Annotated in this window: 14 protein-coding genes; 4 read left to right on the plus strand and 10 right to left on the minus strand. The window is 40.8% G+C overall.

Annotated elements, in window-relative coordinates; translation table 11 throughout:
* Positions 1 to 2: 2 nt before the first annotated feature.
* Positions 3 to 914: an ATP-binding cassette domain-containing protein gene (locus MKY99_RS20350; protein WP_339266060.1), complete on the minus strand. Its 912-nt coding sequence runs from the start codon at positions 912 to 914 to the stop codon at positions 3 to 5.
* A 193-nt stretch (positions 915 to 1,107) separates the two neighbouring features.
* Between MKY99_RS20350 and MKY99_RS20355 the strand changes: the two genes are divergently transcribed.
* Together MKY99_RS20355 and MKY99_RS20360 are read left to right on the plus strand one after the other, a co-directional pair.
* Positions 1,108 to 1,845, plus strand: coding sequence for a LytTR family DNA-binding domain-containing protein (locus MKY99_RS20355; protein ID WP_339266062.1), 738 nt, complete (start codon positions 1,108 to 1,110; stop codon positions 1,843 to 1,845).
* Positions 1,838 to 3,145, plus strand: a complete 1,308-nt coding sequence (locus tag MKY99_RS20360; RefSeq protein ID WP_339266064.1) for a GHKL domain-containing protein — start codon at positions 1,838 to 1,840, stop codon at positions 3,143 to 3,145. The genes MKY99_RS20355 and MKY99_RS20360 overlap by 8 nt, the downstream gene beginning before the upstream one ends.
* Before the next feature lie 75 nt (positions 3,146 to 3,220).
* On the opposite strand, the gene MKY99_RS20365 is transcribed toward MKY99_RS20360, so the two are convergent.
* Positions 3,221 to 5,329 carry a DUF5054 domain-containing protein gene (locus MKY99_RS20365; protein ID WP_339266066.1) on the minus strand — a complete coding sequence of 703 codons (2,109 nt, stop codon included), beginning with the start codon at positions 5,327 to 5,329 and terminating at the stop codon, positions 3,221 to 3,223.
* 227 nt (positions 5,330 to 5,556) lie between these two features.
* On the minus strand, positions 5,557 to 6,708 hold the full coding sequence (locus MKY99_RS20370; protein ID WP_339266068.1) for a GntR family transcriptional regulator: 1,152 nt from the start codon (positions 6,706 to 6,708) through the stop codon (positions 5,557 to 5,559).
* Positions 6,709 to 6,831: 123 nt separating this feature from the next.
* Between MKY99_RS20370 and MKY99_RS20375 the strand changes: the two genes are divergently transcribed.
* Entirely contained in the window at positions 6,832 to 7,041 is a 210-nt protein-coding gene (locus MKY99_RS20375; RefSeq protein ID WP_042189964.1) for a hypothetical protein, read from the plus strand.
* An 18-nt stretch (positions 7,042 to 7,059) separates the two neighbouring features.
* On the opposite strand, the gene MKY99_RS20380 is transcribed toward MKY99_RS20375, so the two are convergent.
* The 5 genes from MKY99_RS20380 to MKY99_RS20400 all read right to left on the minus strand — a co-directional run bounded on the left by MKY99_RS20380 (position 7,060) and on the right by MKY99_RS20400 (position 11,827).
* Positions 7,060 to 7,545, minus strand: a complete 486-nt coding sequence (locus tag MKY99_RS20380; RefSeq protein WP_339266070.1) for a DinB family protein — start codon at positions 7,543 to 7,545, stop codon at positions 7,060 to 7,062.
* 44 nt (positions 7,546 to 7,589) lie between these two features.
* Positions 7,590 to 8,681 (minus strand): LCP family protein, encoded by a 1,092-nt coding sequence (locus tag MKY99_RS20385; protein ID WP_339242560.1) that lies wholly within the window; start codon positions 8,679 to 8,681, stop codon positions 7,590 to 7,592.
* Positions 8,682 to 8,885: 204 nt separating this feature from the next.
* The gene (locus tag MKY99_RS20390) at positions 8,886 to 9,113 is read right to left on the minus strand and encodes a helix-turn-helix domain-containing protein (protein ID WP_042189969.1); all 228 of its coding nucleotides are present in this window, start codon (positions 9,111 to 9,113) and stop codon (positions 8,886 to 8,888) included.
* A 121-nt stretch (positions 9,114 to 9,234) separates the two neighbouring features.
* Positions 9,235 to 9,435 carry a cold-shock protein gene (locus tag MKY99_RS20395; protein ID WP_036685790.1) on the minus strand — a complete coding sequence of 67 codons (201 nt, stop codon included), beginning with the start codon at positions 9,433 to 9,435 and terminating at the stop codon, positions 9,235 to 9,237.
* A 283-nt stretch (positions 9,436 to 9,718) separates the two neighbouring features.
* The gene (locus MKY99_RS20400) at positions 9,719 to 11,827 is read right to left on the minus strand and encodes a methyl-accepting chemotaxis protein (protein ID WP_339266073.1); all 2,109 of its coding nucleotides are present in this window, start codon (positions 11,825 to 11,827) and stop codon (positions 9,719 to 9,721) included.
* Between the two features lie 181 nt (positions 11,828 to 12,008).
* Here MKY99_RS20400 and MKY99_RS20405 point away from each other — a divergent pair, with 181 nt between their 5' ends.
* Positions 12,009 to 12,413: a CBS domain-containing protein gene (locus MKY99_RS20405; RefSeq protein WP_042189973.1), complete on the plus strand. Its 405-nt coding sequence runs from the start codon at positions 12,009 to 12,011 to the stop codon at positions 12,411 to 12,413.
* 81 nt (positions 12,414 to 12,494) lie between these two features.
* Here MKY99_RS20405 and map read toward each other — a convergent pair whose 3' ends face one another.
* Both map and cysI read right to left on the minus strand, forming a co-directional pair.
* A complete protein-coding gene (gene map, locus MKY99_RS20410) occupies positions 12,495 to 13,241 on the minus strand; it encodes a type I methionyl aminopeptidase (protein ID WP_042129378.1) in 747 nt (248 codons plus the stop codon).
* Positions 13,242 to 13,496: 255 nt separating this feature from the next.
* Positions 13,497 to 15,221: an assimilatory sulfite reductase (NADPH) hemoprotein subunit gene (cysI, locus tag MKY99_RS20415; protein ID WP_339242568.1), complete on the minus strand. Its 1,725-nt coding sequence runs from the start codon at positions 15,219 to 15,221 to the stop codon at positions 13,497 to 13,499.
* Positions 15,222 to 15,229 lie beyond the last annotated feature (8 nt).

Here is a 15,229-nt window from a genome sequence, read left to right on the forward strand (position 1 = left end):
GCTCATTCTCCTATCAGATCCATATAATAATGCTCAAGATTTGCTGTGGACAGGTTGATTCCTTCAAGTGGAATTCCATTTCTAATTAACGTTGACATTAACTGTTCAAGATCTGTCAAATCCTTGGGAACCAATATTTCTCCGGCTTCTGACAATGTGATCGAATGAATATTAAGATCGTTCTTAAGCACGTTTATTGCTGCAGCTATTTCAACGGTCTTAATACAAATTTGTGCTTCGGCTGATTGCAAGAGTTCTTCCACAGAGACTTCCTTAATGAACTGCCCTTTATGAATAAACCCGAATTTGGTAGCTAACAATTGGAGCTCACTCAAGATATGGCTGGAAATCAAGATGGTAACCCCTTTTTCATGTGCCAGCTTAGCCAATAATTTTCTCATCTCTACAATTCCTGTAGGATCAAGTCCATTAATCGGTTCATCCAACACTAAAAATTCCGGTTCATTGAGAAGGGAAATTGCCAGCCCTAAGCGTTGACGCATGCCCAGAGAATATTCCGTTGTATTTTTGTTTTCAACATCCGTTAGTCCCACTAAATTCAGCACATCTTTAATTCTCTTAAAATCCGAAATACCATGAATCTTGCAATAAAAGCTTAAATTCTCTTCAGCATTCATATGGGGGTAGAGGGCAGGTAGCTCTATTAAAACCCCCATTTTTTTCCTGACTCGTGCGATGTCCTTCTCACTACTTTTACCCATCAATTGGATAGTCCCTTTTGTAGGGTAAACTAAGCCACTAATTATTTTCATGAGTGTGGTTTTACCTGCTCCATTCTCACCTACAAAACCATAGATATCACCCTGTTTAATCTGCATATTTATATTTTGAAGCGCATTTGCACTGCCGTACTGTTTAGTTAATCCCTCAGCTTCAAAGATTGTTGTATTCATTTTTCAACTCCTCCATACCGTCTACTACTAATTGATATTAAATTAGCATGTTTACTAGAATTACTAATCGCAATAGTAAAAAACACTGGAATAAATGTAACTTTCACCACTTCCAAGTGATCCCTAAAAGGATAAAGGTTGATTATACTCCCATATAATGTATTATTATTTATACACAGGAGGGGAATTTCACATGATACATATTGCTATTTGTGATGATGATTTTAAGACAACAGAATGTATTGAGAGATTGATCCTTAACCATCCCATTCAGCAGACCGTAAAGATAGAGGTATCCATATTCTATTCTGGTGAAAGTTTCACGAAAGCCATTCAACATGGTTGTCCATTTGATCTTATTTTTATGGATATAGAAATGAAGGGAATAAGCGGAATAACAGCGGGTCATATATTACGGAGAGATTGTGATAATGATAGGGTTCGGTTGATTTACGTATCGAGCCACGAAGAGTATCATGTTCAACTATTTGACGTTCAACCTTCTGGTTTTATAAAGAAGCCTATACATAACGAGTCTTTTGAAAAAAAACTAATCTCTATGATTCAGCAAATAAAGGTCAAGCGTCAGCAAAATCAACCAAAATTACTGCCTGTACACCAAAGCGGAACTAAACTACTTATTCCAATCCGTAATATTATGTACTTGGCAAGTGATCGCCGAAAAATCATTTTGCAAACAACGGAAGATCAAACGGAATATTACAGTACTTTATCTATAGAAGAAGGAAAGCTACCTTCGAAGCAGTTTGTGCGGATTCATCAATCGTATCTTGTGAATTTCGATTACATAAAACAAATTCAGGGCAAAAAAATTGTATTAACGAGTGGGGAAGAACTTCCGATTAGCGATAAGCAAAGCACCGTAGTGAAAAAGAGTTATTTGCAATTCAGGGGGAGTCTGCTTGAATAATATTCTACTGGATGAGCTGTTCTATGCCCTCACACTGGCAGTTCTCCCATTTATCATTCATTATTTCTATGATCATTGTTTCCCACGGCTTTGGGAATCCAAAGTAATCCTTTATTCCGTATACACTGCTTATTATATTTTCGTACTCCTCCTTCATTACAGCCCATTCCCCGGCTTATGGATGCTAGGGCTTAATATAGTGGGGATCGTTCTCTTGTCCTTTTTGTATAAAGGAAAAATACAATGGCGAATTGGTGCTGCTTTATTTATAGTCGCACTGATTATTCTTTCGGATGCAGCTACTGCACCTGTGTATACGACAAGCGGATACATCTTTACCTTGTTTTTGTCGAAGATTCTGATGTTTATACTGGTACAGATCACGCTTCGTTTTACCAAAGCTTTTGGCGAGGGCAGTCTAAGCAGTTGGTATTGGATCGGGCTGTTCTGCTTTCCGTTTATCAGCATCCTCAGTATTGCAAAATTATCGGGCGAGCTGTCATTGCGGGAATATCCGGCGTTGTATCCGACTTTGTCCGGAGGATTGCTGTTAATCAACTTCCTGATCATTCTTTTGTGTGATCGTGTATTAACCATACAATCGGCACAGAATAAAAACTACTTGTTGGAACAGCAAAACACCTACTATATGAACCAGTATCTGCTCACGAAAGAAAGGCAGCAAGAAGTCTTTACGTTTCAACATGATTTCAGGAATATATTGCTCGGCCTGAGGTCTCAATTACAAGCTGGGGAAAAAGAAGCCGGACTGAATGATGTGGATAAGCTTCTTGGAGTAATAGAACTCTCTTCAGGTGAAAGTAATACCGGCTCCATCCTAATCGACTCTATCATTAATTACAAGTCGCAATTTGCTAAAAAGCTGGGTATTTCCTTTCAAACGGATATTAAGATTCCACCTCAGCTTGACCTTGATGCTTATGCATTTAGCATTATTCTAGGGAACACCCTTGATAATGCCATAGAAGCATGCAAGCATCCAGGTGTGACTCAGCCCTATATTAAATTCCAACTTCATTATCATAAGGGTACTTTATTTATCAGAATACAGAATCCATATCAGCATTCAATACGTATGAATCATTTCGGGGAATTAGCCACAACAAAACGAGACAAGCATTTTCATGGTATCGGTCTAAAAAGCGTAAAGAATGCGGTAGAAGAAATCGGCGGAATATGGGATATCATCTATGAAAACCAAATTTTCCAAGTGGAAATTTGTCTTTTTAACATTGAGATCTTATCAGTTGCAGAAACTGAGCAAAAATGCACCTCATAGAAAGACATCGGACCCAGAGGTTTTTCCAATGTTTATTCTAAGGGGTGCATTTCAGTCACAAGTACATCTATTATTTTACTTACGGTTCGATTGTAAATTTAGACGAAAACGAAATACTGCATCTTCACCGTACCACATAGGGAAATTGGTACCCCAGATATTGTTGTGCAAATTAAAATGCCATCCTTTATCTAGAGAAACAAAAGAATTATCAAATTGTAGCAGTCTTTTTTGACCCGGTGCAGCCAAAGCAGCATCCATGGTTTCGATAAAGGCGCTCCCATCTGCCCCCTGATAACTAACGCCACGTCCAATGGCATGAAGATTACGATTCCCGTCCTTCACTACACGCAAAGGTGAGACTGGCAAGCCCATCTTATCCATCATCCAAAGATTTGGATTATCGACATTCAATGCACAACCGAACCAGCTTGCTTCTGGAAGGCGGTTCGCTTCTTTTCCGAACCATTGCAGTGATACGTCAACCGTACCTTCATGCTCAAAATCATACACTAATTCAAGTTCCTTCGGCGCACCATATAATTCATAGGCTTGTACCGGCATGCGTAAACGTAGCAAGAACCGTTTGCCGTTTACTCGCATCATATCAGTCACGATGGGCTCATATAGCTGATGGCTAGGTAATGGTCGAACGAATTCAAAGCCAGGCTTATTAAAGTCGGCATCAGACCATGGATGGGTGAAGCTTAAATTTTGCATATAGGTACGGAAGTATCTGGCATAGTCCTCCGTTCCAAACGTCTCATAGGCGTAAACGCCGAAGGGATGGCTTTCGTCTACCCATACTTTCTCATTAGCGTCCGATAAATGAACAAGTGAGCCATTCACACCAAAGGTCAGTTTATAACCCTCAACCGCGTACACCTCTTGGACACTAACCTGCTCAGCATCAGCGGAACAATCTTTCCTCGTAGGCTCTAGCCTACCGAACGCTTCCTTCACCTCCGCTTGTTTATCTTTATCCAGGCATGCGATTGCCTGATCCAGATAGCCCCGTTGCTCCGCCCAAGAACGTTCGATCATCGAATACTTCCGGACGCTCTGTTCTGAGGCAAATAAACCACTAGAATGTTTATCGAATTCATCCATGGCGAATGCACCAATATAATTGAATTTCGCAGGAATATCGTCTACATCAATCTCGTCCTTGATTCTAGCATCATTGAAATCTTTTTTCGCATAGTTTCGAAAGTCAGGAAGCCATTTCTTTACGTCTAAACCCCATGTATGCTCTGCTACCATCAACATAGCATTGCTCATCCCTTTATAGGCAGTACTATGCTCGTCTAAGCTTCCTTCGGACAGCCATTTGCTTCTCAAACGTTGAAGCTCGCGAAGCTTGGCAAGTTTTAATGGATCTGTCCCTGCACCATGAATCCAAGTATCACCGATTTCTTCACTAACCACAGGAAGCTGCTCGCGAACTTGCATAAGACTTCTTGCAAATGCATCTAGTGAAGACGCTATAATCTCAGCGTCAGGGTATCGTTCTTGGATTTCACGGAACTGCTCTTCGATTTCCTCAGCACTTGGCGGCCCACAATTGTCACCTGTATGCGCAAATAGCAATATATCGTCGATCCCTTCAATCTCAACCAGCTCTCCGTAGCTTCCGGCATAGTTCACAATTAATTCGCTGCCATCCTCTGCCTGCCAGCGAAACAGCTTTGGTACATCAGGACGCATAGATGCTGGGTTAACTCCGAGATGCATATACTGAATGCCTGCTTTCTGCATATACGGAACCATGGACAGGGTATGACCTGGCACATCCGTCATTTTGGCGGCTATCGTTTGTTTTCCAAATTGTTGATCAAGCTCTTGGCTGATCGTTAGCCCGTATCGGAAAAGCTCCTTATCCATAAGCTCTGTATGTGTAGTGAACGGTAACCCATGCCACACTATATGTCCTTTACGAATTGCCTTCTCCATCGCTTCTCTTTCCGAAGCAGGTGCGCGATCCAAATAATAACGAATTAGCCAGGATCCAGTCGTCCATACAAATTGCGCGCGGCCTCCTTCAGCCTCTAATGTATCGGCCAAAGCGATCGCTTTCGGAATATACTCTTCCATGTATTGTCTTAATACATGCGCAGCCAAATTCGTGAACCCAATATCCAAATGCGTTTTAAATACAACATGGACCTTCTTAGTGTTATTCATTTTCCCGACCTGCTTCCATTAGATTATGGCTTATAGAAAACTGGAATTTCCAACGATCTATTTTCAGATTATTATATGTCACTGATCTATACAATCAAATAATCCGAAATAATAACATTAAATAATATGAAAAATACAATGTCGCGATTTTATGTCACTGATATAAAAAAACTCTTCCCTCCACAAAAATGTGGGGAAAGAGCCTCAAAAGTTAATTTACAAGCGAATTATTTAATAACGTTGGGTCTAACGGAGCTTCGCTCGACGATGGTGGTATCAATCTTAATCGTTAGCGCCCCTTCACGTGAATTATCCATCCGTTTAACAACTCGCTGGACAGCTGCTTGTCCGAGTTTCTCTGTAGCTTGTCTTGCTGTAGTTAATGGAACCGGCAGCAAGCTCGCCAATTGAATGTCGGTAAACCCTATGATAGACAAATGATCCGGAACCAATATTTGCATGGAGATTGCCGTATACAAGCATGATGCAGCGATATAGTCGTCTGCACATACGACTGCCGTTAAAGCGGAATTATTACCTAAAAACGGCGCCAACTGCACATTCGGAGCATTCAACTGATGCATATAATCTTCTGAGCAGCTCAAGTAAATTTTACGGCTGTTTACCGGCAGATCATGATCCAGCATAGCTTGAAGATAACCTCTATACCGGTCTTCCCTGCTCGTCACACCATCAAATGCCATTGAAAGATATCCGATTTCCTGATGGCCTTTCTCAATCAAATACTGGGTGGTTTTATAAGCCCCTTGGTAATGATCATGGTAGACACAGTCAATCTGCACCTCTCGAAAGATACGATCAATGATAACTAGAGGGTAGTTTAATAGACTAAGCTCCAATACTTTCTCACTGCACTGCATACTCCCACGCGGATATAAAATAATACCCTCCACTTGATCATCGTACAGCTCTTGCAAGCATATGCTTTCGTCTTCTTTGTCCCCAGTCATTCGAATGAGTAAATGACAATTCGCTTCACGCGCTTCTTTTTCGACGGAAGTAATTATTCTACCAATATAATCATCCATATTAGGAATCACCAATGCAATCCTTCGTATCGGTTTCTTCTCCTCGATCACCTTCTCCAGCATCTGTTCACCGGAATGTGTATGCTGGTAATCAGCGGATATGAATGTCCCACGACGGGCATGGCGATAAACGATCCCTTTTTTCTCCAAGATCTGCAGAGCAAGCTTCGCCGTCATGCGACTGACACCGTACAACTTCGCAATTTCCCCTTCAGATGGGACAAGATCATGTGACTGAAGCCTTCTCTTCCTTATTTCTTCCATAATATGATTTGCTGTCTGTATATATAATAGCGGTTTCCGCTCTTTTTGATGATCCTGATTATCCATTCGAGTCTTCACCCTTTACTCTTCTATGCCGTTAGTCTAAATATTTCGAATGGGACATCTTGTTCTCAAAATAGAATGAACAGTGGATTTATATGCTGCGTTATCAAATAGGAGGTCAACCACTTGAAAAATAAAGAATCATTTGTATTCGTTACAATCCCACTATCCGAGATCAAGAAATTCATTCTTATTGACTTTGTAGCTGGAACGGTCATTTACTTTGCCATAAGGTTTCCCTTACATTCCTTTATAGCCGCCTCAGCCGGCAGCATGTTCGGCCCAATACTCATTCGCCAATCCATGAAATTGGTTCAGAATCGCGCTAAAGCTTAAACCATTAAAGGCAAACTTTCAACCTTGCTGTATGTATTTTAGAAATTGTTCAATCTGTTTTTTATGATGCTTATCATGTGGAATAAAACTTCTCATATACTTGCGAACACTGAACTTCTTGCGGTCTCCATCCTTATATTCCAAATCACATTCTTCATCCGTTAATCCAGAGACTGCATCTAAAATTCTAGATCTGTAGAGCACAAATTGTTCAATCAAGGTTTGCTTGGATAACAATTTGGCATACTCAATCGCATTAGCATTAAATTCGTTAAAATCCAAATGTTTCGTTGTTAGTGGTTCTTTCAAAATAATCTTCTTAATAGCGCCTTCATAGAAATATTTATCCCAGAGCATGAGGTGACAGAGAATATCCTTCACGGTCCATTTACCAGTAGCTATGGGCTTATCCCAATGTTTATCTGGCACCTCTTCTAATGATTTCACGAATGGAATAAGAGACTTAAATTCGAGTATCATTTGCTCCTTTGATTTTACTGCCATAGAAGCTAACCTCCGTGTGAATATAAAATAGAATAGCAAAAATATTATGCAGCATCATCCTTAGAAGCAGTTATTAGATCAGCCTCAGTAGATTCTGGATTCAGCCAAATCTCAATCATATCATGGGTACGCTTTACATCATTTTCATCGAGTATATAATACCATTGATCCGTATGTTTTCCTTCCCCTTGGAGCATATGACTCGTTATTTCAGGGGTTCCACCTTCAAGAATTACCTTCTTAGCCAAATCCAAAATAAAATCTGACTTCATATTGGTTTTAAAGTTACTGCCAGCAATTTCAATAATGTTCTGTATATTAAGAATATTATCTATTCTTTTCATCCGATCAAGCGCTGCTTTTAGGAAAATCCGTTGTCTCTCTGTTCGCTTAAAATCAGAATCTTCCCGATATCTTACATACATTAAAGCTTCCTTACCGGAATAGATCGGTTTGTTCGGCTCAATTCTTAGTTTCTCATGATCGGGGCTCTTATTCTCTATCACCTTGGTGATTGGAAGCACCACTCCTCCAAGCGCATCTGTAACACCCACAAGCCCATTAAAATTAATAGTAGCATAGTAATCAATAGGTGCGTTCAGTAGATTCTTAACGGTATCCACACTCATCTGAGGACCACCGTAGGAATGCGCTGCATTAATCTTGGTTTCTTTTCGTGCTCCTTTGATATTTTCTGCTCCAATAATTTCAGTATATGAATCACGGGGAATGGAGACGAGCAGTGCTTTATGGTCTACAGGTCGAATAACTGTATAAATAATGGAATCAGAAAGTCCGTTTTCTTTGCCACGCTGATCGGTGCCTAGTAGAAGGATAGAGAAAGGACGGTCTTTATTTTCCGTCGTTGCTTGTAATCCAGATTCTTCAGTGTCTTCCAACGGCACATAGGACTCTTCAAGGGTGTGTTCAATAGTTGGTGCTACAACATTATTAAACCCAAAAATCATTAGTTCTTTACGGAAAATAAAGGATCCCAGCCCAACAAGAAGTAAGGTAGCGATCGAAAAATACCAAATCTTCATTTTCTTGCTGATTTTATTCTTTTTCACTTTCTTTTTCTCGATTCTACTTAAAGCAAATGAAGCAGGTGGATGAGTGCTCTGTTTATTTTTCATTTGAATGAATTACCCTTTCTGTTTATGCGACTTCTCACCATTAATGAACATCACTTTTTATTTCTGCCTACCCTCCATTACCTAAATATCCCATTATTATAGACGATCATTGGATCGATAAGTTTCTTTTTATAAGAAATTTTTGAGGCAAAAAAAAGACCACATCCTATCAAGGATGGGTCTGCAAAGTATATTGAGGTTACATTAGGTTTTGTTCAGGATCGTATCGATTTCACTTTTCAGTAAAAGATACCTGACAACACTTCTCATAATTGGGACTTTGGTTAACTTATGCTGGTCTACATAGCTTTTCATTTGATCTTTAGACAGACCAAGCAAGCTACCGGCTTCAGACACAGTCAATACTTCTTTGTTGCTTGTAGCGTTAAAGGTTTTCTTCACTTTTAAATTCCAGTCTTCAAACACCTGCACTTACATCCGCCACCTTTCTACTAAGCGAGAAATATAAGACATAAAGTATTGTGTGAAACTTATAATTTCTTATATTTAAAAAAATCCCCAAACTATAAGTTTGGGGATTTTTTTCACAACTTTAGAGTTTTACAACATTCTCAGCTTGTTGACCACGATTGCCTTGAACTACGTTAAATTCTACACGTTGTCCTTCATCCAAAGATTTGAATCCGTCACCAGTGATTGCGCTAAAATGTACGAATACGTCTTCTCCGCCTTCAACCTCGATAAAACCAAAGCCTTTGTCTGCGTTAAACCATTTCACTGTTCCTGTTTGCATAATTTAATTACCACCTTTTTTTAATTTACATGTTATTCTTATCCCAAAAAAATCTCTTACAAAATCTCTAAAAAAATAAAAATTCACATATGGTACAAGGTTATTGTCATCTTAAGAATAACCCTCTACGCTATGTGAATTAGCAGGTAACTACTTTCGATATATTGATTATAGCACATCCGATGGCATGTAGATACCTTTTAGATTATGTAATAAATGGAAAAACCCTAATCCTTTAGAAAAGGACAGGGTTTCCCACCTGTAATCACGATATCACATCAGTTTAAATTTTAAAATAAGACAATTTGTCCAGCAAATCTTGCACCATTGAGCTGAGAGATTCCGTCGAAGCTGAGATTTCTTCCATAGAAGCAAGCTGCTCCTCTGAGGCTGCTGCTACACTTTGTGAATCTGCGGACGCTTCTGATGCAAGTTCGGCTAATACTTTTACACTAGCTGAAATTTGCTCTGTACCAGCAGTCATCTGCTGTGCAGCTGCAGATACTTCCTGAATCTGATCTGTAACCTGTGTCATTTCAGCAAGAATCGATGTAAACAAAAGATCACTGTCAGATACACCCTGCACACCGATACGTACTTGCTCATTACCAACAGCCATAGCCTGTGAGGCTTGATTAGTATCTTGGACCACATGTTCGACTAATTCAGTAACTTGTTCGGCAGCTTGTTTCGTTTGATCCGCCAACATCCGTATTTCCGAAGCTACTACAGCAAATCCACGACCTTGTTCACCCACTCTGGATGCTTCAATTGCTGCGTTTAATGCCAATAGATTAGTCTGCTTACTAATATTTGAGATCAGACCAATAATCCCACTAATCTGTACAGATCTTTCACCTAGTCGTTCAATCGCCAGACTGGTCTCGTCCACGGATTGCTTAAGCTCTGTCATCTGGTTCACCGCCATTTGAAGCTGTGCACTGCCTCTCTTCGTTTGATCGGTTACTTCGTCTGCAGATGCAGACACCGCTGATGAAGAGTCAGCGATACGTTGCACTCCAATGCTAAGATCGCTCATGGCCAGAGAAGATTCTCCTGCATAACCATTCTGCAGTTGCGCTCCCTCGGCGACTCGTCCAATAGCCACAGCAATCTGTTCAGCAGCTTTCCCTGTCTGTTCCGCGTTCGCTGTCAACTCTTCAGAAGTAGCACCCACTGACATCGATAAATCAGCCACAAGTCCAAACATTTCTCGAAGCTTATATGTCATCTGATTAAAATGTGAAGACATCTTACCGAATTCATCATCATTTCGAACCTGCAATGTTTGTGTTAAGTCCCCTTGAGCCATAAGCTGCAATTTCTCAGATAATACTCGAAGCGGTTTGATCACCATTAACCATAATTGTAAGACTATAACTATTCCTAGAATCAGCATCCCAACAATCATGATAATAAATGATTCTGTTTTCGTTTGTTCGTAATCAGCCATGATTGTAGCTTTAGGAATCGCAGTCTGCGTATACCATACCTGATCGCTTTCTGGCAGTGGAATCGGAACAAAAATACGAAGTACATTTTCTCCTTTCGAATTATTGGTGTACCCCTGAACCGACTTCCCATTCTTCACTTGTCTCCACAGTGCAGCTTTCTCTTCCGTATCACCGAAATCTTTAAGTACACTTTCTGGATCATTAGGATTAGCTGCATATTTACCATTACCCGTGACTAGAGAAACGTATCCACCCATAGGTTTATATTTCTCAGCATCCTCCTGGAGCTTTGATAACGAAACATCAAATCCTACCGTCCCAAGAAAAGTGCCCGATTTGTCCAAAATGGGCAGCATAACCGAAATCATCTCTATAGCCCCACCAGTCGTCTCATAGGAATAGGGTTCAATGTAGATCGGTTTTTTCTCTTTTTTAGGTATAAGGTAATAATCACCCGCACCTTCTACATCGTAATTCTTTAAGGGTTCAACCGTTATTGAACCTTGATTCCTAAGAACATAAGGAATAAAACGCCCCGTACCATCATCATATGGCGTCTTATTGATATTAGCCTGATCATTTTGATCGAAGGCATTGGGTTCCCACACTGTACTAATTGCAAAAAGCTCGGGTCTATTCTCAAGCATCGATTTCATTGTAGAAATAACTTCTTCACGACTCAAAGTTTGATGTTCTCTTGATTCAACCAGTACTTCTGTGAATACCTTTGCTGCCGACTCTATGTCTACCATACTATTCTGAATAGTTTCCGCATAACTTCGCCCAGCAACTTCCGCCTCTAGTTCACCGTTCGATATGCTCACACTTCGCAGATTAAGCAGATTCGCGATTAGACTAAAGAAAAAGATAACAATGATAACTAAACTTACTACCAGAACAAATTTAACCGTTAAAGAAAGCCTACGATATAACGCCATCTGAACAACTCCACTCTAGGATAATATACCTTATCTTTAATCGACAAAATACGACTATCATTAAATAGGTCTTTTCACCTATAATTAAATAATAAAATTTAAAACACCTATCCCTTCAAAAAGTATGTTTAAATAAAAGTAGCCTAACTAAAAAAATCTCAATACAAAGGAGTTCATGCCGATGGAAATATCCTCTTTTTTGTTGCCTAAAGATCAAGTTGCCTATATCACTAACTCACTATCCATGCTGGAAGCCTTAGAACAATTAGAGCAGCACCATTATACGGCTATCCCTATTATTGATAATGAAGGAAAATATGTAGGAACACTTTCGGAAGGGGATCTATTGTGGAAGCTGAAAAACACAGCAGGTCTAACTTTTGACAATATAGGAGAAGTTCCAGTAAGCGATATCCAGAAGCATGTTCATAACGAGAGCGTTCTCATAAATGCCGAAATGGAGGATATGCTGACGCTCGCCGCAGATCAGAATTTTGTTCCTGTGATTGATAAAGAAGGCGTGTTTGTCGGAATTATTCGTCGAAAAGATATCATTGAATATTATACTCGCAACATTACTGATTAACTGATTAATTGAACAACAAATAGACCTGATCAGCAACATCATGAGAAGATGAAGCTAATCAGGTCTATTTTCTACCCTAAATTATAGTTCAGTCAGAATAATAGTTCCTTGAGGGGTGATAGCTAATGTATGTTCATACTGTGCTGACAGACCGCCGTCAATGGTACGTGCAGTCCAACCATCCGCATCAATTTTTGTTCTGTAGCTGCCTGTGTTCAGCATCGGTTCAATGGTAAATACCATCCCCTCTTTAAGACGAGGTCCTCTGCCAGCCGGACCATAGTGAGGTACTTCTGGTGCTTCATGCATTTCTGAACCAATCCCATGGCCAATAAAATCACGCACAACTGAAAAACCATTAGACTCTGCGTAAACTTGAATAGCATGAGCGACATCCCCGATACGGTTGCCTGCAACTGCCTGCTCGATACCACGGAATAAAGATTCCTTTGTGGTGTCTAGCAATTTAGTCGCCTGCTCACTAATGTTGCCAATCCCATATGACCAAGCGGAATCTGCCAACCAGCCATCTAAGTTAACTACCATGTCTATGGTTACTATATCTCCATCTTTAAGTGGTTCCTTTTTCGGAAATCCGTGGCAGATTACATCATTTACAGAGGCACAAGTTGCGTACGGATATCCGTTATATCCCTTTTGCTCAGGAGTTGCTCCTTGAGACAGTATAAATTTTTCTGCAAATTCATCAATCTCCCAGGTAGTAATTCCCGGCTGTAGAATTTGCGCAATTTGACGATGACATTCAGCGAGAATTTTTCCCGCCGCACGCATTTTTTCGATTTCTTCCATCGTTTTCATGATAATCATAATATCGCCTCTTCTGTACAGAACACATCACTCTCGGGCAATGGCTCTTCTTTTGTATTTAGTTTCCCCTTTATATTATGAAAGAAAAACACGAGAAATCCAAATCATTAAGCAAAAAAAATATTTATTCCTGTCTGAAACTAAAAAACTCCCCTTATTCTTATAAAAATGTGGTTAGGGTTAGGCCAACCAACAAAGAGGTGTCCCAGCAGCCATAATGCAGGCTCTGGGACACCCATTTCAGTCTAAATTAGATTAGTCATGAAAATTAAGACCTGACGAAACCGCTTTGACATAACCTGCACGGATCACGAAATCTCCAAAATGCTCGCTATGCAGACGTTCTTTTGAATAACGATGAAGAATTGGCTCCAGCGTCTCCAGAATTTCTTTTTCATCTATGTTTTCTTTATACATTTTGTTCAAGCGATCTCCCGTAAAACCTGCTCCCAAGTACATATTATATCTGCCTGGACCTTTACCAATAAACGAGATTTCGCCTAGTGCCGGTCTTGCACACCCATTAGGACAGCCTGTCATCCGGATCACGATTTCCTCATCGCGTAGACCAGCTTCATCAAGGACAAGCTCTAGCTTATCAATCAACGAAGGCAAATAACGTTCTGCTTCAGCCATTGCAAGTCCGCAGGTTGGTAGCGCCACACAAGACATCGAACTGCGTCGTAGCGCAGACAGATGAGCTCCGTCCGTAAGTCCATGCTGTTTAGCCAGCTCAGCCACTTTTCGCTTTTTGGCAGTGGTTACGTTAGCAATCGTTAAATTCTGATTCGGCGTAAGCCGGAAATCCCCGGTATGAATCTTGGCAATTTCCCGCAGTCCAGTCATCAATGTGTACCCTTCTTGGTCATGAATCCGTCCGCTTTGGATATAAAGCGTCAAATTCCATTTTCCATTGGTACCCTTCACCCAGCCATAGCGGTCTCCATTATGGTCGAAATGGTACTCACGTGCCGCCTCAAGCTGCCATCCGAGTCTTTCATGCAGCTCATCGACAAACCATTCCAGACCGTGGCGGTCAATCGTATACTTGAACCGTGCATTTTTGCGAACAGAACGATTTCCATAGTCTCGCTGAATCGTTACTGTCTTCTCCGCTACATCAATCAATTGATCAGGACGGCAAAAACCAATGATACGGCCAAGCTGAGGATACGTGCTGGTATCGCCATGCGTCATTCCCATACCGCCGCCTACAGAAACGTTGAACCCTACCAGCTTATCATTCTCAAGAATAGCGATGAAGCCTAGATCCTGCGAGAACACATCTACGTCATTTGAAGGAGGCACCGCAAGACCAATCTTGAATTTACGCGGTAAATATACCGGACCATAGATCGGTTCAACTTCTGCCCGATCTCCTAAACTATCCACTACCTTTTCACCGTCTAGCCAAATTTCATGGTAAGCGGGAGTACGTGGGGATAGATGATCACTAACTTTGCGCGCCCATTCATAGACTTCTGCATGCACCTCAGATTGATAAGGATTCGGATTGCTCATTACGTTACGGTTGACATCCCCACAAGCTGCAAGGGTTGTCATTAGCGTATCATTGATGCTTCGAATGGTCTTTTTTAAGTTCCATTTGAGAACGCCATGCATTTGAAATGCCTGTCTTGTAGTCAGACGTAAGGTTCCGTTACCATACTTCTGTGCCAGATCATCCATCACCAGCCATTGTTCCGGTGTAGCTACACCACCTGGGGCAACTACGCGAAGCATAAACTGGAATGCTGGCTCCAGCTTCTGACGTTCCCGTTCATTGCGCAAATCTCTGTCATCCTGCATATAGCTTCCGTGAAATTTAAGCAGCCGATTATCATCTTCAGGTAGACCACCCGTAATCGGATTGCTTAGTGTCTCAACTAATGCACCCCGCAGATAGTTACTCTCCGATTTAATATGCTCAACATCACTTGGAGGCCCGCCGATCGGCTTAACCTTCTCATTGTTTGCCATTGTTGTTA

The sequence above is a fragment of the Paenibacillus sp. FSL R5-0470 genome (genome assembly GCF_037975205.1).
Taxonomy (GTDB): domain Bacteria; phylum Bacillota; class Bacilli; order Paenibacillales; family Paenibacillaceae; genus Paenibacillus_AQ.

Coding starts and splice junctions, on each gene's coding strand:
- MKY99_RS20350 (WP_339266060.1), bottom strand. CDS start 914: ATGAATACAACAATCTTTGAAGCTGAGGGATTAACTAAACAGTACGGC.
- MKY99_RS20355 (WP_339266062.1), top strand. CDS start 1,108: ATGATACATATTGCTATTTGTGATGATGATTTTAAGACAACAGAATGT.
- MKY99_RS20365 (WP_339266066.1), bottom strand. CDS start 5,329: ATGAATAACACTAAGAAGGTCCATGTTGTATTTAAAACGCATTTGGAT.
- MKY99_RS20370 (WP_339266068.1), bottom strand. CDS start 6,708: ATGGATAATCAGGATCATCAAAAAGAGCGGAAACCGCTATTATATATA.
- MKY99_RS20380 (WP_339266070.1), bottom strand. CDS start 7,545: ATGGCAGTAAAATCAAAGGAGCAAATGATACTCGAATTTAAGTCTCTT.
- MKY99_RS20385 (WP_339242560.1), bottom strand. CDS start 8,681: ATGAAAAATAAACAGAGCACTCATCCACCTGCTTCATTTGCTTTAAGT.
- MKY99_RS20395 (WP_036685790.1), bottom strand. CDS start 9,435: ATGCAAACAGGAACAGTGAAATGGTTTAACGCAGACAAAGGCTTTGGT.
- MKY99_RS20400 (WP_339266073.1), bottom strand. CDS start 11,827: ATGGCGTTATATCGTAGGCTTTCTTTAACGGTTAAATTTGTTCTGGTA.
- MKY99_RS20405 (WP_042189973.1), top strand. CDS start 12,009: ATGGAAATATCCTCTTTTTTGTTGCCTAAAGATCAAGTTGCCTATATC.
- map (WP_042129378.1), bottom strand. CDS start 13,241: ATGATTATCATGAAAACGATGGAAGAAATCGAAAAAATGCGTGCGGCG.
- cysI (WP_339242568.1), bottom strand. CDS start 15,221: ATGGCAAACAATGAGAAGGTTAAGCCGATCGGCGGGCCTCCAAGTGAT.